Here is a 19588-nt window from a genome sequence, read left to right on the forward strand (position 1 = left end):
ATCCGAGTCCGGGGAGTTGCTGGGGCGACCGGGAGGGGACACCGTGCGGGACGACACGGCTCCCGGTCCGGGGACGCGTACGGGAGGGCTACGCCGACGCCCCCGTCATCGTCAGGGAGTGCAGGAACCGCATGAGGGTCATCAGGACGTCCCTGCTGGAGGCCCGGCGTCGTGCGTCGCAGCGGATGATGGGGATCTCCTCGGCCAGGTCGAGTGCCTGGCGCAGCTCCTCGATGGGGTAGCGGGGAGCATCCGGGAAGTCGTTGAGGGCGACGACGAAGGGGACACCGCGTTCCTCCAGGCGGCCCATGACGTCGAAGCTGACCTCCAGGCGGCGGGTGTCGACCAGGACGACCGCGCCGAGGGCGCCCTCGAACAGGCCGTTCCACAGGAACCAGAAGCGCTCCTGGCCGGGGGTGCCGAACAGGTAGAGCACCAGCTGGTCCGTGATGCTGATGCGGCCGAAGTCCATGGCCACGGTGGTGGCGGTCTTGGACTTGGAGCCGTAGTTGTCGTCGACCCCGATGCCGGCCTGGGTCATGGTCTCCTCGGTCGTCAGCGGCCTGATCTCGCTGACGGAGCCCACCATGGTGGTCTTGCCGACTCCGAAACCGCCCACGATCACGATCTTCGCCGCTGCCTGCGCGGTGTGCGGCAGGTGGTCCTCGGTCCTTGGACCCGTGATGGCGTCAGAGCTTTTGAAGTCCATGCATCACCGCTTCGAGGAGGGAACGGTCGGCCCGCGCCTGCCGTACGACAGGGGCGCGTGCCTGGACCAGTTCGGCCGTCAGCAGCTCGGTGAGCAGGACGGTCACCACGCTGATCGGCAGTCTGAGGTAGGCCGAGATCTCGGCCACGGACAGGGGGGCCTGGCAGATCCGGAGCAGTGCCGACTGCTCCGGTGCCGCGGACGGTGGTGGATCGGCGCGCGCCACGATCAATGTGACGAGGTCGATCGGGGCTCGTTCGCCGTCGTCTCCGGTGAGGACGTAGAGCCGCTCGGGCGGGCGGTCACCCTCGCTTTCCGTGGGCGCTTCCACGGAGGGCGGCGGACTGGGCTGGGGTGTGGGGTGACGGCGTCGGCGTTGGGGAGGCGTCATACGGTCTGCCCGTTCCGCCGGGGCGGACTGGTGAGGTGGGCGCCGATCCGGTCGACCAGGTCGCGCATGCGGTTGCTCATCAGCCCGGGTTCGGCGATCTCGTTGGCGAGCACGGCGAGATAGGCGTTGGAGCCGGCGGCCATGAGGTAGAAGTAGCCGCCGTTGATCTCGATGATGACCATGCGCATCTCGCCGTCGCTCTGCGGGATCTCCCCGGCCACGGCGCCGGCCAGGCTCTGCAGTCCGGCGCAGGCGGCGGCGACGCGGTCGGCGGCGTCGGGGTCGCCGCCGTAGCGGGCGATCCGCAGACCGTCGGCGGAGAGCACGACGATCTGCTGGATGCCCGGTACGCCGTCGGCCAGATCCTTGAGCATCCAGTCGAAATTGGCTCGCTGCTGGATCACTTGGGGTCCCCCTCGTCGTCGGCCTCGTTGCGGGCCGGCTCGTTGTTCACGGTGGAAGCGGTGGACCCGGGGTCAGCCGGGCCGTCCGGGTTCCTGGAGAAGGCACCGGGGTCGGGGTCGCGCTTGAGTCCGGCCATGAACGCCTCCACCCACATCCCGGGCGGCGGCAGCTCCTTCTTCGGTGCGGGCTCGGCCTCCCAGACGGGGGCGGCGGCCATGGCGGCCTCGGCGGCGGCCTCCGCCGCGGCGGCCTCGGCGTAGCGCTGGCTCAGCGGGATCTTCATCCGGCTGCGGCGCTGCGGGAGGCCGCCCGCCGTCCACTCGGTGACGACGGGTACGTCGTCGTCCATGCCCTGGCCCATCTCCTCCGCGGAACTCGGGATTCGCGGTCCGGTCGTCGGGCGGCGACGCTTGGGCTTGCGGTTGGGGCCCTCGACACCGCCGGTGTCCATGGTCGGTACGGCCGCCGCGCCGATGCCGTGGGCGAGTCCGGGGGCGGGCTCGTCGGTGAGCATGTCACGGGGTACGACGACGACGGCGCGAACACCGCCGTACGCGGACTGCCGCAGCGAGATCTGCATGTTGTACATCGTGGAAAGACGGCCGACGACGGCGAGGCCCAGACGGGGGCTGCTGCCGAGTTCCTGCAGGTCGATGCCCTGCTGGGCCTTCGCCAGCAAGTCCTCCACCTTGGCCCGCGCCTCCTCGCTGAGGCTGATGCCGCCGTCCTCGATCTCGATGGCGACGCCGGTCTGCACCTCGACCGCGGTGACGTGCACCTTGGTGTGCGGCGGGGAGTAGCGGGTCGCGTTGTCGAGGAGTTCGGCGCAGGCGTGGATGACGGGTTCGACGGAGACGCCGTTGACGTTGACCTTGGCAATGGAGTGCAGCTCGATACGGCGGTACTCCAGGATGCGGGACATCGCGCCGCGCAGGCAGCTGTACAGCGGGACGGGCTTGGGCCAGACACGGCCCGGGCGGCTGCCGCCGAGGACGGCGATGGAGTCGGCGAGCCGGCCGATCAGCGCGGTGCCGTGGTCGATGCGCAGCAGGTCGTCGAAGACCTCGGGGTTGCGCCCGTGGTCCTCCTCCATCTCCCGGAGTTCCTTGTTCTGCTGGTGGACGATGGCCTGGACGCGTCGGGCGATGTTGACGAAGGAGCGCTGCGAGGAGTCGCGCATCGCTTCCTCGCGGTCCACGATGTCGAGGATCGCGCGCAGCAAGTCACGCTGTGACTTCGGAAGTTCGCGCCACTCGGCGTCACCGTCGATGACGTGACGAATCACCTCCGAGGGGGATTCTCCACCGCGCAGCCGGTACAGGACGGCGGGCAGGATCTCCTTGCCCAGCCGGGTGAACTCCTGGTCGTGGGAGGCGATCCGCTGCTCCAGGGAGAGGGTTCGCCGTTCGTGTTCGGCGCGCAGTTCGCGGAGCGAGCGCCGGGTGCCCCGCATGGCCGCGACCGCGACCGCGAAGAGCAGCAGTGTCGCGACGGCTCCGGACAAGCCGACGGCGAGCCGGACCGGCCCCGTGACCAGGGAGACCGTGGTCCCGGTCGCCGCGGCCATCAGTATCGCCGGCAGCAGTAGTGCGCGCCCGTGGGGGAGGTCACGGCCACCGGGAGGCGATTGAACACTCACCATGTATGCCCTCTAACGACAAATCGGCTGGAGGTCGGGGGACTTGCTGGGACTTCTGGGACTTGCTGGGGGTTCGTCCGGGAGTCAAACTGGATCTTCGGTATTTTTTTGAACAAGCGCACGAATACACCCCAACTCGGTGCGCTGCGGGCGAGCTTAGTCCGACCGGATCATCGCTGGGTCATATTCAGCAACCACCTGAAATCGCTCTCGCGAGAGGAGTACGCTCTGGTCGTTTACACGCTGGGGCGTCATTCGAACGCACAGCGTGACGAGGTACGGGCGTACGAAGGCGCGGGCGAGGGGCCCTGGGATGGATTCGGCGAAGTCCGCGCCGCCGGGATCAGGCGCCGACGATGCACGGGGCGGCGTCCACCATCGCTTCGGCGGACGCGGACACCCGGCGGTTCTCAACTGGCCGCGGGCACGGCGGTGTTCGGGCGCGGCTCGATATCCGCTCGGCACAGACCCGACAGCCGTTTCTCGGCCGGGCCGGCGTCGAGGGCGAGCGGTTCATGGGCGTACGCAGGGACATGTGACCATGACTCCGGCGTGCGACTGGCCCGACGTCTCCAGGACCCCGTCCCGCCTGGTCGGCTGAAGCCCTCCAGCGCCTCGCGGCTCGGGGTCCGCCGTGGGCTCCTGGGGGCACGGGGAACTGCGCGGCCAGCCCCACGGCACCGGCACCCCGCACCCGCCGCTGACCAGCCGCGCCCCCTTGGGCGAAACTCACCCCACCGAGGAGTAAGCCACCACTCCCCTCAACAGCCCGTCGACCGCCTTACGCGCGCTCTTCCCCACGGTCGACCCCGAGGGCGAGGCAGCCGAGATCTGCCCCAGCACATCGATCACCTGCTTGCACCACCGCACGAAGTCACCGGCCGGCATGTCCGCCTCCCGCAGCACCTCGTCGAGCCCCTTCCCGGAGGCCCACATGTACGCGGCCCAGGCGAAGCCGAGGTCCGGTTCGCGCTGACCGACCCCTTCGCTCTGGGTGATCCGGAACTCCTCCTCCAGCGCGTCCAGCCGCCCCCAGATCCGCACCATCTCGCCCAGCGCGGCCTTGGCCGCGCCGGACGGCAGCTTCGGCGCCATCGCGTCGTCCCCGACGCGGGCCTCGTAGACCAGCGCGGAGACACAGGCGGCGAGCTCCGCGGGACCGAGCCCCTCCCAGACCCCGGCGCGCAGGCACTCACTCGCCAGCAGATCCAGCTCGCCGTAGAGCCGCGCGAGCCGCTTGCCGTGCTCGGTGACCTGGTCGCCCCGCAGATAGTCCAGCTCGGTCAGGAGCGCGACGATCCGGTCGAAGGTGCGCGCGATCGTGTTGGTCCGGCCCTCGATGCGCCGCTCCAGCTGCGCGGTGTCCCGCTTGAGCCGGTAGTAGCGCTCGGCCCAACGGGCATGGTCCTCACGGTCGCTGCACCCATGGCAGGGGTGGGCCCGCAGGTCGGCACGCAGCCGCGCGATCTCACGGTCGTCGGCGGCGGCGGACCGCCGCTTGCGGTGCCGGTCGGGCACGAGGTGCCCGGCCTTCGTGCGCAGCGCGGACGCCAGATCCCGGCGGGACTGCGGCGAGCGGGGGTTGAAGGACTTCGGGATCCGCATGCGTTCCAGCGCCTCGACCGGCACCGGGAAGTCCATGGACGCCAGCCGCTTGACCTGCCGCTCGGCGGTGAGCACCAGCGGGCGCGGCCCGTCGTGGTACTCGAAGCCCCGGTGGCCGTTGGACCGCCCGGCGGGCAGGCCGGGGTCCAGCACCAGTGCGAGCCCCGCGTACTTGCCGGTGGGGACATGGATGACGTCCCCCGGCTTGAGCTTCTCCAGGGCCACGGCGGCCTCGGCGCGCCGCTGGGCCGCGCCCTGCTTGGCCAGTTCGGTCTCGCGGTCCTTCAGCTCGCGCCGGAGGCGGGCGTACTCCTCGAAGTCCCCGAGGTGGCAGGTCATGGACTCCTTGTAGCCCTCCAGCCCTTCCTCGTTGCGCTGAACCTGCCGGGAGATACCGACGACGGACTTGTCGGCCTGGAACTGCGCGAAGGACGTCTCCAGCAACTCCCGCGAGCGGTGCCGGCCGAACTGCTCGACCAGGTTGACCGCCATGTTGTACGACGGCTTGAAGCTGGAGCGCAGCGGATAGGTGCGGGTGCCCGCGAGTCCGGCCAGGTGGTCGGGGTTCATGCCGCGCTGCCACAGCACGACGGCGTGACCCTCGACGTCGATGCCTCGGCGTCCTGCGCGGCCGGTCAACTGGGTGTACTCGCCGGGAGTGATGTCGGCGTGCTGCTCGCCGTTCCACTTGACGAGCTTCTCCAGCACCACCGAGCGGGCGGGCATGTTGATGCCGAGGGCGAGGGTCTCGGTGGCGAACACCGCCTTGACCAGGCCGCGTACGAACAGCTCTTCGACGACCTCCTTGAACGTCGGCAGCATGCCCGCGTGGTGGGCGGCGATACCGCGCTCCAGGCCCTCCAGCCACTCGTAGTAGCCGAGGACATGGAGGTCCTCGTGAGGGATCGACGCCGTGCGCTCCTCGACCAGGGCGCGCACCCTGAGGCGTGCGTCGTCGTCGTTGAGGCGCAGGCCCGCGTGGAGGCACTGCTGGACGGCGGCCTCGCAGGCGGCGCGGCTGAAGATGAAGGTGATGGCGGGCAACAGGCCCTCGGAGTCGAGCCGTTCGATGACTTCGGGCCGGCTCGGGATCCAGATCCGGGAGCGCTGGCGGCGCTCTCGCTCACGGTCGGCCTCGCGCATGGCGCGGCCTCGTCTGCGGTCCTGGAAGGAGGGACGGCTGGCCTCCATCCGGGCCATGCGCGTGAGGTCGGGGTTGACGGCCTTCTTGTGGCCCTCGCCCTCCTCGAAGAGGTCGTACATCCGGCGGCCGGCGAGCACGTGCTGGAACAGCGGTACGGGCCGGTGCTCGGAGACGATCACTTCGGTGTCGCCGCGCACGGTGTCCAGCCAGTCGCCGAACTCCTCGGCGTTCGACACGGTCGCCGAGAGGGAGACGAGGGTGACCGACTCCGGGAGATGGATGATCACCTCTTCCCACACGGCGCCGCGGAAGCGGTCGGAGAGGTAGTGCACCTCGTCCATGACCACGTGGCCGAGGCCGCGGAGGGTCTGGGAGCCCGCGTACAGCATGTTCCGCAGCACCTCGGTGGTCATCACGACCACGGGGGCGTCGGAGTTGACGCTGTTGTCGCCGGTGAGGAGACCGACCTTGTCGGCGCCGTAACGGCGGCACAGGTCGGCGTACTTCTGGTTCGACAGGGCCTTGATGGGTGTCGTGTAGAAGCACTTCTTGCCCTGTTTCAGGGCGAGGTGGACGGCGAACTCGCCGACGATCGTCTTGCCCGAGCCGGTGGGGGCGGCCACCAGGACGCCCTTGCCCGCCTCGAGTGCCTGGCAGGCCTCGATCTGGAAGGGGTCGAGACCGAAGTCGTACATCTCGCGGAAGGACGCGAGCGCGGTGGCCTGCTCGGCAGCGCGCCTACGTGCTGCCGCATACCGCTCTGCCGGTGAGAGATCCTCTGTCATCGTGCTTTCGAGCGTACCGGGCCCCACTGACAACAGGACGATCATTATCGGGATGACCGCCCCGGGCACGGGAGCGGCCGGGTGCGCCATGTGGGCGCCCCGGCCGCTCCAGGTCGTGCGATGCCTTATATGTGTCGATCCGCATACGCCGGGTCACGGACGCACGCGGCGCCTCAGGTGACGTCGTCGTAGCCGTTGATCCGGTCGCGTTCCGTTTCCGGGGACGGGGACGGGGACGGCAGCGCCTTGCTGACCGACACGGGCTCGACCTCGCCGATGTCCTCGGGCGTGAGATCCAGCTCGGAGGCCTCGTCGTCGTCCGGCTTCAGGGCCTCGATGCGGGCCCGGCGCTTGTCGTTGACCAGCGCGATGGCCGACGCCGCGAAGTACAGGACCCAGATGGGGCCGGCCAGGGCCAGCATGGAGATCGGGTCGGTACTGGGGGTGGCGATGGCCGCGAACAGCGTGATGCTGAGAATCATGCCCCGCCACCAGCCGGCCATCTTCTTGCCGGAGAGCACACCGCCGAAGTTCAGCATCACCAGCAGCAGCGGCAGCTCGAAGGAGAGGCCGAAGACGACGATCATCCGCATGATCAGGTTCAGCAGATCGTCGAGGGGGAGCTGGTTGTCGCTTCCGATGATGGAGAACTGCAGCATCACCGACGCCATCTTGGGCAGCGACCAGTACGCGAAGTAGGCCCCCATGACGAACAGTGGGAAGCCCGCCGCGACGAACCCCAGGCTGTACTTCTTCTCGTTCCGGTGCAGCCCCGGGGCGACGAACGCCCAGAGCTGGTACAGCCACACCGGGGCCGCCAGCACCACGCCCGACGACAGGGAGACCGTCAAGGCGAGGGTGAACGGGCTCAGGAGACCGTTCTGCACGATGCGCGCGCACTTCGTCTCATTGGTGTTCTTCGCCAGCTCGGCGAAGGAGTATTCGCATCCCACCGCGCGGAGGATGGGATCCGTGAAGAACTGGATGATGTCCTTGTAGAAGAGGACTGCGAAGACCGTCGCGATGACGATCGCCAGCAGACTCTTCACCAGACGGTTTCGCAGTTCGCGCAGGTGCTCCGCGAGGGGCATGCGCCCCTCCGGATCCTTCTCCGTCTTGCGGGCAGACTTGAGCAACCCACGTCCTCATCTCGTGCGGCAAGCCGGACATCCCGCCCGGCCCTGCGTCAGCGCTTGGTCGTGTCCGTCGGCTCGGCCACCGGGCGGGAGCTGGTCACGTCACCGGGGGCTGCCTGGATGGTGCGCTGAGCCGGGGCCTCGCTCGTGTGCGCGGGCGCGGCCGAGGTGGTGTCGTCCTGGCCGTCGTTCTTCATGGCCTTGGCCTCGCTCTTGAGGATGCGGGCCGACTTGCCGAGCGAACGCGCCATGTCCGGGAGCTTCTTCGCACCGAACAGCAGAATGACGACGACGAGGATCAGAATGATCTCGGTGGGGCCGAGGTTACCCATGACTGTCTACCTTCTTCACCGAGGCGGGCGGGTGGGGGCTGTCCGACCGGTCGGACAATTGTCCGAACGATCGCACTGGCAGCGATCGTAACGCTCAGAGGTGAATCAGTGGCAATCCCTGCGCGTACTCCCGATTCGCGCGACCAAGGCCTCGTTCACCAGGCCGCGACAGGCAGCGTACCTGCCCAAGGTATGAAGGTGACAGGGCGAAGTGGCGCAAACCGCACAGGCCCACCGACTCACAGCAGGCACGCCGGTACCTCACAGCGGCCATGCTCTTACCTCACAGCACGTCCACGGAGCGGGCCGACCACTTACAGCGCGTCCACGGAGCGGGCCGCGCTCGCCGCCGCCCGCTCCAGGTCCTCCGCCGCCCTGTTGATCCGCCGCGCCGACTCGGTGACCTGCCTGCCCAGCCGTTGAGCCTCGACGAAGACCCGGACGGCGAGCACCCCCAGCACGGCGAGCCCCAGAAAACCCATAGCGACAGCGAACATCGGCCAGAACATAGCGACGACCCTAGCCCGGCGAATGCAGCCGCAGCGTCCGCACGCCGCCCCCGGTCAGCAGCTCGACGATGCGCTCCCCGGCCGGTTTGCGGACGGCGACACCGCACTCCGGGCAGGTGAAGGAGTAGAACGTGGTCTTGCTGGTGGCGCCGATGGCCAGGCGCAGCGCGCTCGCACCGAGTTCGACATGGGCACGGCAGTCAGGGCATCCAGCCCTGAACACCACATCGACCACCCGCTTCATACCCGCGAAGGCGACCGCCGCGGACATCTCCTGCACACCAGGCACACCCTGCACACCAGACACAGCCGACCCGCCGTTCACAGCCCTCGCTCCTGCCCGTAGTACTGCCGCTCCCGAACCACCGTGGGCGCACCGGGCCGGGCGTCGAGCCCGTCGTACGCCGATATGACCTCGTCGTAGCCCGCCAGGGCCTCGCGGGCCGCGCGGCGGGCACTGTCGGCCAGGTCCTGAGGCGTGACGATCCGGCCGTCCGGCCCGAGCCGCAGCGCGAGACGCCGCAGCGAAGCCGGGTCCGGGGTCCGCAGGGTGATGCGCAGCCCGCCGTCAGGGAGCTCCTCGGCGCTGTCGTGCGGGTAGTACTCGGCGACCCACCGCCCGCCGGGTCCGACCTCCACGACGACCTCCGGATCCTCCGCGGCGGGCTGCACCAGCGCCTCCGACAGATCCCGCAGCTCGATCTCGGGCGGCGCGGACGGCTCGTCGAGGATCTTGATCTCGGCGACCCGGTCGAGCCGGAACGTACGGCGCGCCTCCGAGCGGCGGCACCACGCCTCGACATAGGTGTGACCCACGCTGACCAGGCGAATCGGGTCGATCTCCCGTTCGGTGACCTCGTCACGGGCCGGCGAGTAGTACCGGATCCACAGCCGGCGGCGCTCCGAGATGGCCCGGTCGACGTCCGCGAACACACCGCCCTCCGACTCGAAGGTCACCGACAGCCGGGAGCTGGCCCCGGCGGCCTCGCCCGCGGCCGTCTCCACCTTGGCGGTGGCCCGCAGCAGCGCCTGCCGGTCGCTCTCGCGCAGGCCGGGCAGCGTCGCCACCGCACGGGCGGCCACGAGCAGGGCGGTGGCCTCGTCGGCGGCCAGCCTCAGCGGCTCGGCGGCCTCCGCGCCGAGCGCGGCCGGGTTGTGCCACCAGATCCGCTCACCGTCGGTGTCGATGTCGAGCAGGTCACCGCCGCGGAAGCTGGTCCCGCACATGGGCAGCACATCGAGGTCCGACACCAGTTCGTCCTCGGTGATCCCGAAGGCACGGGCCACGTCCTCGATCCGGGCGCCGGGGCGCTCCCGCAGATACGTCACCAGGGAGAGCATGCGCCGGGTCTGGTCGATGGCGTTCGCCGGCCGGGCCGGTTTTCCCACCACTCTCTTACGTCCCCTCAACCTTTGGCCACGGCACGCAGCCGGTCCACCACGTCGGCCCGTAGCTCGGCGGGCTCCAGGACCACCACATCGGGTCCGAACTCGACCAGCCAGGCATCCAGACCGTGCCCGTACGGAATCTCCAACTCATCCCAGCCGTCGCCGAGTTCCCGCACAGCGGTGGCCTTCGCCCGCAAGGGGTAACCGGCGCCCGAGCGGAGCCGGATCAGTGCGGAGCGGTCGGCGGTCTCCCCCGCCCAGCTCGCGACGGTCTCCCGTACCGTGACGACGTCCGGGACCTCGGCGGTGAAGGCGCCGCCCCGGCTGCGCACCTTGCCGGTGATCCGCGAGAGCCGGAAGACCCGCTCGGCGCCCCGGTCCCGGTCGTAACCGGCGAGGTACCAGTGCCCGCGCCAGCACTCCAGCGCCCACGGCTCCACATGACGGGGCTCGGGCCGGGCGGCGGTGGCCTTGCGGTACTCGAACACGACCGGACGGCGGTCCCGGCAGGCCAGCATCAGCGGCTCGAAGGCGGCCTCGTGCACGGGGATGCGCGGCTCCAGCGCCCCATGGGCCTCGTACGGGTCGACGTCCTCCGGGAGACCGGCCGCGCGCAGCTTCTGCAGGGCGCCGCTCGCGGCTCCCGCGAGCCGGGCCTGCTGCCACACCTTGGCCGCGAGCCCGAGCGCTGCGGCCTCTTCGGCGTCGAGGGTGATGGGCGGGAGACTGTTGCTGTCACGGCGGGCCTGGTAGCCGACCTCGCCGTCCAGGTTCTCCACCGTCTCGATGACCAGGCCGAGTTCGCGCAGATCGTCCTTGTCGCGCTCGAACATGCGGTTGAAGGAGTCGTCGGACCCGGCTTCCAGATAGGCCTCGATGGACTCCCGCAGCTCACGCTTGCTGAGCGGCCGGCGCGTCCCCAGCAGACACAGCGCCAGGTTCATCAACCGCTCGGCCTTGGCAATGGCCATCGACGCCCTTCCCTAGGGGTGCTTCTGCGGCACGACCGTACCGCTACCGAGCGTCGCGGCAAAAGCCGAGGGCCCATGCCCGGACAGGCATGGACCCCAGGTGGTCGGCTCCGATCGCAGGAACGGGCCGCTCCGGTCGTACGGCGATCAGACCCCGAGCAGGTCGACCACGAAGATCAGCGTCTCGCCGGGCTTGATCGCCGGGGTCGGGCTCTGGTTGCCGTAGGCGAGGTGCGCCGGGATGGTCAGCTGGCGGCGGCCTCCGACCTTCATGCCCTGCACGCCCTGGTCCCAGCCCTTGATGACACGGCCGCCACCGAGCGGGAAACGGAACGGCGTGCCACGGTTCCAGCTGGCGTCGAACTCCTCGCCGGTGCTGAAGGCCACGCCCACGTAATGCACGGTGACGGTCTGGCCCGCCTGCGCGACCTCGCCCTCGCCCTCCCAGATGTCCTTGATCTCAAGGTCCTTCGGGGGCTCGCCACCGGGGAAGTCGATCTCGGGCTTGTCAATGCTCACTTCATCACTCCTTGTTGCGTGACGTGCGTCGGGACCAGTCTCACAGACGAACGCGGTCAGACGACGCCAAGGATGTCCACTACGAAGACCAGCGTGTTCTTGGCCAGCTCACTGTCGGGGCTCGCGCCGTAGCCGAGCGAGGGCGGGATCACCAGCAGCACCCGGTCGCCCACCTTCTTGCCGACGAGGCCCTGGTCCCAGCCCGCCACCACCGAACCGGTGCCGATCTGGAAGGCGGTGGCGCCACCGTGGTCCCAGGAGGAGTCGAACTTCTTCCCGTCCTCCCACTTGACCCCGGTGTACTGGGCGACGAGACCCTGACCGGCCTCGACCTTCTCGCCGCTGCCCTTGATCAGCACCTGCTGCTCGAGGTCCTTGGGAGCCTTGACCCCCTTGGGGATCGTGATGGTCGCCGCCTTCTGCGACGGGGCGTCGACCTCGGGCATGCCCGCCTCGGGGGCCTCCTGCTCGCCCTTGACCTCGGCCTTGGCGTCGACGGTGGTGGCACCGACCGGGTCCAGGACCCAGACCAGTACGTCCGTCGCGGCGATCCCGGAGGAGGTGTTCAGACTCTGGCCGATCAGGTCACCCGCGGTGCCCTGCACCATGACCCGACTGCCGGGCTTCTTCCCCTTCACTGCGTCGAGAACCTTCGGGGGCAGTTGCTGGCTCGGTTTGCCGATCTGCTCGACGGACTGCCGTCGGGCCTTGGTGTCGCCGGTCGAGGCCGCGGCCCAGGTGCCGCCGAGCGCCTTGCCGTCGCCCCATTTCTCGACGGTCCAGTCCAGCCGGACGAAGTCCGAAGCCTTGATCGGAGTTCCACTGCCCTTCGAGACCGTCTTCACCACGGTCTTCTCGGACGGCTCGCCGCCCTTGGGCACAGAGATCTCGGGCTCGGCCCCGACCTTCCCCTTGACCTCGGCGACGCCTCCCGCCGCGTCGGCGCTGCTGTCGTCGTCCGATCCGCACGCGGCGGTGAACAACAGGGCGGGAACGGCCAGCAGTGCGGCCACGCGTCGTTTCGTGTTGTAGTTCATCAGTCCAACTGGGGTCGGGGGTGGGGACAATGGCCGCCACTCTACGACCTACGCGCTCCAGGAACGCTTCACCGCACGACACGCCGTCGCCCCGGGCCGGGAAACCGGCCCGGGGCGACGTCATGCGCGTGTACGGCTCACCGGCCGCCGGTCAGGAGTCCCCGTCCAGCCGGCGGAGCTCTCCGAGGAACTTCGCCCGGTCCATCCGTTCGGCGGGGCCCCCGTCGTGCGCACCGCGCGCGTAGGTGGCGTCGACGACGGTGTCGCCGGTCTCCCGGTAGAGGAAGTTGGGCGTCAGGGCCGGGTCGGTCTCCGAGTCGACGGCCTCGTACTCACTGCCGAAGACGACGAGGGACGCGCCCTTGTCGAAGGTCTCCTTAGACACGACGGCTGGCCAGGACCTAACAGCACGTCACGCCTACGTGCACGTGAATTCACGCGGCGGCGGGCCGGAGGGCGTACCGGCGCCCATCCGGCCGGGTCACACATGATTGTCCGATCCGGCGCGAGCGAGATCATTCACAGCAGCGGCGAGAAAACGCCGATGCCCGGAGGCACAAGCGCCTCCGGGCATCGGGATCCCACACGGTCACGCGCACCGGCCGACCGGCACGTGGTCACATTCCGGCGATCAACTTCTCCACCCGGTCGTCCACCGAACGGAACGGGTCCTTGCACAACACCGTGCGCTGCGCCTGGTCGTTGAGCTTCAGATGCACCCAGTCGACCGTGAAATCCCGGCGCTGTTCCTGCGCCCGCCGGATGAAGTCACCACGCAGCCGCGCCCGAGTCGTCTGCGGCGGAACCGACTTGCCCTCGAAGATCTTCAAGTCATTGCAGATCCGGGCGGCTTGACCTTTCCTCTCCAGGAGGTAGTACAAACCACGACGACGGTGGATGTCGTGATACGCGAGGTCTATCTGCGCGACCCGCGGATGCGACATGGTCATGTTGTGCTTGGCCCGGTACCGCTCGATGAGCTTGTACTTCATCACCCAGTCGATCTCGGTACCGATCCGGTCCAGATCCTCGGCCTCGATCGCGTCCAGCGTGCGGCCCCACAGCTCCAGGACCTGCTCCACGGTGCCCGTACGGATACCGCGCCGCTCGCAGAAGTCCACGGCCTTCTCGAAGTACTCGCGCTGCACCTCCAGGGCGGACGCCTCCCGGCCACTGGCCAGCCGCACCTTGCGCCGGCCCGTGATGTCATGACTGACCTCCCGGATCGCCCGGATCGGGTTCTCCAGCGTCAGATCACGCATGACCGTGCCCGCCTCGATCATGCGCAGCACCAGGTCGGTGGCGCCGACCTTCAGCAGCATGGTCGTCTCGGACATGTTCGAGTCGCCCACGATCACATGGAGCCGGCGATACCGCTCCGCGTCCGCGTGCGGCTCGTCCCGCGTGTTGATGATCGGCCGGGAACGCGTCGTCGCCGAGCTGACGCCCTCCCAGATGTGCTCCGCGCGCTGACTCACGCAGTACACGGCACCGCGCGGAGTCTGCAGCACCTTGCCCGCGCCACACAGCAACTGCCGCGTGACCAGGAACGGGATGAGGATGTCCGCGAGCCGGGAGAACTCCCCGTGCCGCGCCACCAAATAGTTCTCATGGCAACCATATGAGTTGCCCGCCGAGTCCGTGTTGTTCTTGAAGAGGTAGACGTCGCCCGCGATTCCCTCCTCGTGCAGGCGGCGTTCGGCGTCGACCAGCAGTCCTTCCAGAATGCGCTCGCCGGCCTTGTCGTGAGTGACCAGCTCGGTCACGTTGTCACATTCGGGTGTCGCGTATTCCGGATGTGAGCCCACGTCGAGATAGAGGCGGGCCCCGTTCCGCAGAAACACATTGCTGCTGCGGCCCCATGACACGACACGGCGGAAGAGGTACCGCGCCACCTCGTCAGGAGACAGACGGCGCTGTCCCCTGAACGTGCACGTGACGCCGTACTCGTTCTCCAGCCCGAAAATGCGGCGGTCCATGACTGAACATTACGCCCGATCCACCGACCTGAAACGGGGTTCGGCAGCACGGTTTGGATCATTTTCCGATGAGACCGCAACGACCGCACCCCCCGAAGGAACAGCCAGAACCCGTCCCGTCACCAGCAGAACCAGCAGCGACACGGCCCCCGCGGCACCCGGCACCACGAAGCCCCACAGCGTCCCGCCCCACTCCACGACCGGCCCCGCCACCGCCGTACCCACCGACTGGCCCACGGTGAACGTCGTCACGATCCACGAGAACGCCTCCGTCACCGTGCCCCGCGGCGCATGCCGGTCCACCAGCACGAACCCACACGCGATCGCCGGCGCCAGGAACACCCCCGCGAGCGTCGTCAGCCCCGTCATCCCGACCGGACCCGGCATCAGCGTCAGCGGCACGTAGCAGACCGCCAGCAGCCCCACCAGCACCTGCAGCCGCCGCTCCGGCGCCCCACTCCACCGCCGCGCCCCGTACGCCGTACCACCGACCAGCGCACCCAGCCCCACACCCGCCATCAGCCAGCCGTACACCGCGTCACCGCCACGACCGTCCGCGTACGACATCGCCGCGACGGTGATCGAACCCAGCGCGATACCCACGAACAGGAACGCGCCCAGCAGCACCAACATCCCCGGCGAACGCAGCGCACCCAGCCAGTGCGCCTCCCGCGGCGCCGACCGCCACGCCCGCGACGGCGGCGAGACCACCACCCACAGCGCCCCCAGCACCCCGATGACGCTGAGCACGACCAGCGCGGCCGCCGCGGACCACAGCGACACGCACAGCGTCACCAGCAGCGGCCCCACGGTGAACATGACCTCCTGGGCCACCGCGTCCATCGCGTACGCCGTGTGCACCTGATCCTCCCGGCGCAGGACCGACGACCACAGCGCCCTCAGCCCGCCCTCCAGCGGAGGCGTGAACCCTCCCGCGACCGCCATGGCGAGATACGCGACCGGCAAGGGCTCCAGGCCCGACAGGGCGAAGACGGTCATCCCGAGGGCCGACACCAGGGCCGCGGGCAGCTGCACACGCGGCTGCCCGCGCACGTCCACCAGCCGGCCCAGCAACGGCTGACCCACCGCGTTCGCCACGCCGTACACGGCGGCCAGAGCCCCCGCCAGGCTGTACGACCCGCCCTCAGCACGCACGAACAGCACCACGGCGATCGCGGCCGTCGCGTTCGGCAACCGCCCCACCAACGTGCCCGCCAACAGACGCGCGGCGTGCCGCGCCCTGAGGATCTCCAGGTATCCGGCTGCCATGTTCCGCCCCTCGGACGACTCTCGTCGACTCATCGACTCCCGCCGGTCCGGACGGATCCGACGGGGAAGTGTTACGTATAACGTCCTCTGCCATACGTACCATGAGCCTGACCACGAGTCCATAGGCACGAGTCCCACGAAGGAGCACGCCCACGGTGGCACGAGGTACCACACGGCCCACGAGCCGTGACGTCGCCCAGGCCGCCGGAGTCTCCCAGGCCGCCGTCTCCCTCGTCCTCGGCGACAAATGGCGCGGACGCGTCTCCGAGACCACCGCCGAACGCGTACGCGAAGCCGCCCGCGAACTCGGCTACCGGCCCAACCTCGCCGCCCGCAACCTCCGCCTCGGCCGCACCCGCACCGTCCTCCTCGTCGTCCCCGCCCTCACCACCGAGTTCTTCGGCGGCGTCTACACCGGAGCCGCCAGAATCGCCGCCCAACACGGCTTCGGCGTCGTCCTCTACCCCTCCCCCGAAGGCGTCGGCCCCGCCCGCAACCCCTTCGCCTCCGCACAGGCCGCCCTCGACGGCGTCATCGCCTCCTCCATGGCCGCCGACGCACTCAGCGCCATCCGCGGCGACCAGTTGCCCCTGGTGATGCTCGACAGCGACCCCCGGGGCAGCCACCCAGCCGCCACCGTCAACCTCGACATCCGGGACGGGGCACGACAGGTGGCCGACCACCTGCTCGCACTGGGCCACCGCCACTTCCTGCACCTCGCCGCCGACGTCCCCTCCTGGACGTTCGAGGTACGCGCAGAGGAACTCGCCACGCGCGTCGCAACGGTCACCGGCACCACCCTGCGAACGGCCGCCGCACCCATCTCCATCGAGGGCGCCCTGGCCGCCACCGAAACCGCGCTCGCCGGGCCGGGACCCCGCCCCACCGCACTGGTCTGCGACGACGACAAACTCGCCGCCGGCGCGTACAAGGCCCTACGGCGCCTCGGCCTCAGGATCCCCGAGGACATCTCCGTCACCGGCGTCGACGACCTCGGACTCGCCACCGCACTCGACCCCGAACTCACGACCGTACGCCTCGACGCCGAAACCTTCGGAGAACGCGGCATGACGGCCCTCCTCGCCGTCCTGGAGGGCCGCACACCGAAGGAGGGAGACATTCCCGTGGAACTCGTCGTTCGGGGCTCCACGGCGCAAGCAGCGACTTGACGACCCCCTCCAACGCCGCGCGCCCCGGCCATGGTCGACCGGGGCGCACTACGGGCGGGCTACTGCCGGCCTCCCGCCCTACTCCTCCTCGGAGCTCTCGGCCTCCGTGGACGCGCCGTCCGTCTCCAGAAGACGGGCCAGCTGACGGCCGACGATCCGCTTGAACTTGCGCTGCTGGGGACGCGTACGGTCGAGGACCGCCACCTCCAGACGCTCCGCGGGGATCTCCCGCTGCGTACCGTTGGTGTCACGGGACAGCGCCTGGACCGCCAGCTTCAGCGCCTCCGCCAGGGACATACCGTCCTGGTGACGCTGATCCAGATAGCTGCTGATCTGCTCCGCGTTACCACCCACCGCCACCGAACCGTGCTCGTCGACGATCGAACCGTCATGCGGCAGGCGATAGATCTGATCACCCTCGGGCGTCTCCCCCACCTCGGCCACGACCAACTCCACCTCGTACGGCTTCTCGGCCGCCGAGGAGAAGATCGTGCCCAGCGTCTGGGCGTAGACGTTCGCGAGACCGCGAGCGGTCACATCGTCACGGTCGTAGGTGTACCCCCGCAGGTCCGCATAGCGCACACCACCGATCCGCAGGTTCTCGTACTCGTTGTACTTACCGGCGGCCGCGAAACCGATCCGGTCATAGATCTCGCTGAACTTGTGCAGCGCACGGGACGGGTTCTCGCCGACGAACACAATGCCGTCGGCATACTGCAGCACGACCAGGCTGCGGCCACGGGCGATGCCCTTGCGGGCGTACTCCGCCCGGTCGGCCATCGCCTGCTGGGGTGAGACATAGAACGGCGTCGACACCGGTTATCCGTCCCTTTCTGTCGAAGTCACTGGATCACCTTGATAAGAGGGCCGTCTGCGCCGGACCGGCTAGAGCAGCGCGGCCCGCGGACCGTCCGGCTGCTCCAGACGCCGCTCCAGGATCGAGCGGGCGATCCCGGAGGACTCCTCGTCGGTGAGCCGACGGAAGCCGTCCTCGGTGATCACGGTGACGATCGGGTAGATCCGGCGGGCGACATCGGGACCACCGGTCGCCGAGTCGTCGTCAGCCGCGTCATACAGGGCCTGCACCACGAGCGTCGTGGCCTGCTCCTCGGTCAGATCCTCACGGAAGAGCTTCTTCATGGCACCGCGCGCGAAGATCGAACCGGAACCCGTTGCCGCGTAACCGCTCTCCTCGGAACGGCCACCCGTCACGTCGTACGAGAAGATCCGGCCCTTCTCCCGGTCCACGTCGTACCCCGCGAAGAGCGGGACGACCGCCAGGCCCTGCATGGCCATGCCGAGGTTGGAACGGATCATGGTCGACAGCCGGTTCGCCTTGCCCTCCAGCGAGAGCTGCGCCCCCTCGACCTTCTCGAAGTGCTCCAGCTCCAGCTGGAACAGCTTGACCATCTCCACGGCCAGACCGGCCGTACCGGCGATACCCACCGCCGAGTACTCGTCCGCCGGGAACACCTTCTCGATGTCCCGCTGCGCGATCATGTTCCCCATCGTGGCCCGCCGGTCACCGGCGAGCACCACGCCGCCGGGGAACGTCACGGCCACGATCGTCGTGCCGTGCGGGGCCTCGATCACGCCCTGGGTCGGCGGCAGCTGCCGCTTGCCGGGCAGCAGCTCCGGCTGGTGCTCCGACAGGAAGTCCATGAAGGACGACGACCCAGGCGTCAGGAAGGCAGCTGGTAGACGCCCGGTGCTACGAGTGTTGGCTTCCACGAGGATCCTTCCAAGTAGGCGGCAGCCCGACGAACAGCGTCGGGATCATCTCCCAACTTGCCGATGGCCGAATTGCAGTTGAAGCACAGTACGCCTCGGACCTTACCCGTCTTGTGGCAGTGATCCACATGAACGGCCGGGGCTTTCAAACAGATCACGCAGAGCCCCATCTGGGATGCGATCATCTCGTCACGTTCGGCTTCGGTGAGGCCGTAGTTGCGCTTCAGATGACCTGCGCGCCCCTTGGCAGCCCGGCACGCCTTGCAACTTGTCGAGAGGCCATCGGATGCCGTTGCGTTTCGATGCCACTCACTGTGCGGCTTGACCTGGCCGCAGCACCGACAGAACTTATGCCCCTCAGGCGTCTCAACACGCGGTCGCACATTTTTACCCTTGGCCAGCTGCCGAGCCTGGTGATACTCCGCCCAGCACTCCCTGCAGTAGGCCTGCAGCCCATCACGGGCCGACTTGTTACTGGCGAAGGCTGCCCGCGGCTTGAACTCCTTGCACCGCGAGCAACACTTCACGTTGTCTTCACTTGTCAACCTGAGCGCCCCCCATAGCCTTCGATTTAAAGGCTACTGACCGCCTTTCTGAACGAAACTTCGAACGAAGTCCTCCGCATTCTCCTCGAGGACATCATCAATCTCGTCCAGAACCGAGTCCACGTCGTCGCTCAGCTTCTCGTGCCGTTCCTTGAGGTCCTCGCCGGCCTGCGCCTCGGGCGCCTGCTCCTCGACCTCTTCAGTGGAACGGGTGGCCTTCTGCTGTCCGCCGCCGGTGTCCTTGGTCGCCATAACCCTCACCCCGCTCAGTTCGCCCGACATGGTCGGCAGGTCGGCTTTCCTGCCGATCGGTCATGATCAGAC

The 19588-nt window shown here is 68.9% G+C and carries 21 protein-coding genes; 1 reads left to right on the forward strand and 20 read right to left on the reverse strand.

Going from position 1 to position 19588, the window contains the following annotated elements:
• Window positions 1-88 precede the first annotated feature (88 nt).
• The 16 genes from ACZ43N_RS22125 to ACZ43N_RS22200 all read right to left on the reverse strand — a co-directional run bounded on the left by ACZ43N_RS22125 (window position 89) and on the right by ACZ43N_RS22200 (window position 15819).
• Window positions 89-709 (reverse strand): GTP-binding protein, encoded by a 621-nt coding sequence (locus ACZ43N_RS22125; protein ID WP_468099657.1) that lies wholly within the window; start codon window positions 707-709, stop codon window positions 89-91.
• Window positions 690-1100 (reverse strand): DUF742 domain-containing protein, encoded by a 411-nt coding sequence (locus ACZ43N_RS22130; RefSeq protein ID WP_468099659.1) that lies wholly within the window; start codon window positions 1098-1100, stop codon window positions 690-692. The genes ACZ43N_RS22125 and ACZ43N_RS22130 overlap by 20 nt, the downstream gene beginning before the upstream one ends.
• The gene (locus ACZ43N_RS22135; RefSeq protein ID WP_099965605.1) at window positions 1097-1504 is read right to left on the reverse strand and encodes a roadblock/LC7 domain-containing protein; all 408 of its coding nucleotides are present in this window, start codon (window positions 1502-1504) and stop codon (window positions 1097-1099) included. The genes ACZ43N_RS22130 and ACZ43N_RS22135 overlap by 4 nt, the downstream gene beginning before the upstream one ends.
• The gene (locus ACZ43N_RS22140) at window positions 1501-3147 is read right to left on the reverse strand and encodes a sensor histidine kinase (RefSeq protein ID WP_468099662.1); all 1647 of its coding nucleotides are present in this window, start codon (window positions 3145-3147) and stop codon (window positions 1501-1503) included. Before ACZ43N_RS22140 ends, ACZ43N_RS22135 begins: the two co-directional genes overlap by 4 nt.
• 726 nt (window positions 3148-3873) lie before the next feature.
• Window positions 3874-6723, reverse strand: coding sequence for a DEAD/DEAH box helicase (locus tag ACZ43N_RS22145; RefSeq protein ID WP_468099663.1), 2850 nt, complete (start codon window positions 6721-6723; stop codon window positions 3874-3876).
• A 128-nt stretch (window positions 6724-6851) separates the two neighbouring features.
• Entirely contained in the window at window positions 6852-7814 is a 963-nt protein-coding gene (gene tatC, locus ACZ43N_RS22150; RefSeq protein WP_468099665.1) for a twin-arginine translocase subunit TatC, read from the reverse strand.
• A 50-nt stretch (window positions 7815-7864) separates the two neighbouring features.
• Window positions 7865-8146 carry a Sec-independent protein translocase subunit TatA gene (gene tatA, locus ACZ43N_RS22155; RefSeq protein WP_468099667.1) on the reverse strand — a complete coding sequence of 94 codons (282 nt, stop codon included), beginning with the start codon at window positions 8144-8146 and terminating at the stop codon, window positions 7865-7867.
• Window positions 8147-8460: 314 nt separating this feature from the next.
• Window positions 8461-8655 (reverse strand): hypothetical protein, encoded by a 195-nt coding sequence (locus tag ACZ43N_RS22160; RefSeq protein ID WP_468099669.1) that lies wholly within the window; start codon window positions 8653-8655, stop codon window positions 8461-8463.
• A 10-nt stretch (window positions 8656-8665) separates the two neighbouring features.
• The gene (locus tag ACZ43N_RS22165; protein ID WP_468099950.1) at window positions 8666-8926 is read right to left on the reverse strand and encodes a hypothetical protein; all 261 of its coding nucleotides are present in this window, start codon (window positions 8924-8926) and stop codon (window positions 8666-8668) included.
• A 50-nt stretch (window positions 8927-8976) separates the two neighbouring features.
• Window positions 8977-10047, reverse strand: a complete 1071-nt coding sequence (locus ACZ43N_RS22170; protein ID WP_468099671.1) for a helix-turn-helix transcriptional regulator — start codon at window positions 10045-10047, stop codon at window positions 8977-8979.
• A gap of 14 nt (window positions 10048-10061) precedes the next feature.
• Window positions 10062-11015, reverse strand: coding sequence for a helix-turn-helix transcriptional regulator (locus ACZ43N_RS22175; protein WP_468099673.1), 954 nt, complete (start codon window positions 11013-11015; stop codon window positions 10062-10064).
• Between the two features lie 147 nt (window positions 11016-11162).
• Window positions 11163-11534 (reverse strand): FKBP-type peptidyl-prolyl cis-trans isomerase, encoded by a 372-nt coding sequence (locus tag ACZ43N_RS22180; protein WP_468099675.1) that lies wholly within the window; start codon window positions 11532-11534, stop codon window positions 11163-11165.
• Between the two features lie 56 nt (window positions 11535-11590).
• Window positions 11591-12571: an FKBP-type peptidyl-prolyl cis-trans isomerase gene (locus ACZ43N_RS22185; RefSeq protein WP_468099676.1), complete on the reverse strand. Its 981-nt coding sequence runs from the start codon at window positions 12569-12571 to the stop codon at window positions 11591-11593.
• A 151-nt stretch (window positions 12572-12722) separates the two neighbouring features.
• A complete protein-coding gene (locus ACZ43N_RS22190) occupies window positions 12723-12956 on the reverse strand; it encodes a hypothetical protein (protein ID WP_468099678.1) in 234 nt (77 codons plus the stop codon).
• 232 nt (window positions 12957-13188) lie between these two features.
• Window positions 13189-14550 (reverse strand): Pup--protein ligase, encoded by a 1362-nt coding sequence (gene pafA / locus ACZ43N_RS22195; protein WP_055517796.1) that lies wholly within the window; start codon window positions 14548-14550, stop codon window positions 13189-13191.
• 9 nt (window positions 14551-14559) lie between these two features.
• Complete coding sequence (locus tag ACZ43N_RS22200; RefSeq protein ID WP_468099680.1) at window positions 14560-15819, reverse strand: MFS transporter; 1260 nt, start codon at window positions 15817-15819, stop codon at window positions 14560-14562.
• A gap of 155 nt (window positions 15820-15974) precedes the next feature.
• Here ACZ43N_RS22200 and ACZ43N_RS22205 point away from each other — a divergent pair, with 155 nt between their 5' ends.
• Entirely contained in the window at window positions 15975-16988 is a 1014-nt protein-coding gene (locus tag ACZ43N_RS22205; protein ID WP_468099682.1) for a LacI family DNA-binding transcriptional regulator, read from the forward strand.
• Between the two features lie 78 nt (window positions 16989-17066).
• Here the strand turns inward: ACZ43N_RS22205 and prcA are convergent, their stop codons facing one another.
• The 4 genes from prcA to ACZ43N_RS22225 all read right to left on the reverse strand — a co-directional run bounded on the left by prcA (window position 17067) and on the right by ACZ43N_RS22225 (window position 19516).
• Window positions 17067-17804 carry a proteasome subunit alpha gene (prcA, locus tag ACZ43N_RS22210; RefSeq protein ID WP_055540797.1) on the reverse strand — a complete coding sequence of 246 codons (738 nt, stop codon included), beginning with the start codon at window positions 17802-17804 and terminating at the stop codon, window positions 17067-17069.
• A gap of 69 nt (window positions 17805-17873) precedes the next feature.
• Complete coding sequence (prcB, locus tag ACZ43N_RS22215; protein WP_359693943.1) at window positions 17874-18719, reverse strand: proteasome subunit beta; 846 nt, start codon at window positions 18717-18719, stop codon at window positions 17874-17876.
• Window positions 18671-19264, reverse strand: coding sequence for an endonuclease VII domain-containing protein (locus tag ACZ43N_RS22220; RefSeq protein ID WP_468099684.1), 594 nt, complete (start codon window positions 19262-19264; stop codon window positions 18671-18673). Before ACZ43N_RS22220 ends, prcB begins: the two co-directional genes overlap by 49 nt.
• A gap of 33 nt (window positions 19265-19297) precedes the next feature.
• Window positions 19298-19516 (reverse strand): ubiquitin-like protein Pup, encoded by a 219-nt coding sequence (locus ACZ43N_RS22225; RefSeq protein ID WP_468099686.1) that lies wholly within the window; start codon window positions 19514-19516, stop codon window positions 19298-19300.
• Window positions 19517-19588: the final 72 nt, after the last annotated feature.

Source organism: Streptomyces sp. NPDC030814 (assembly GCF_055572155.1).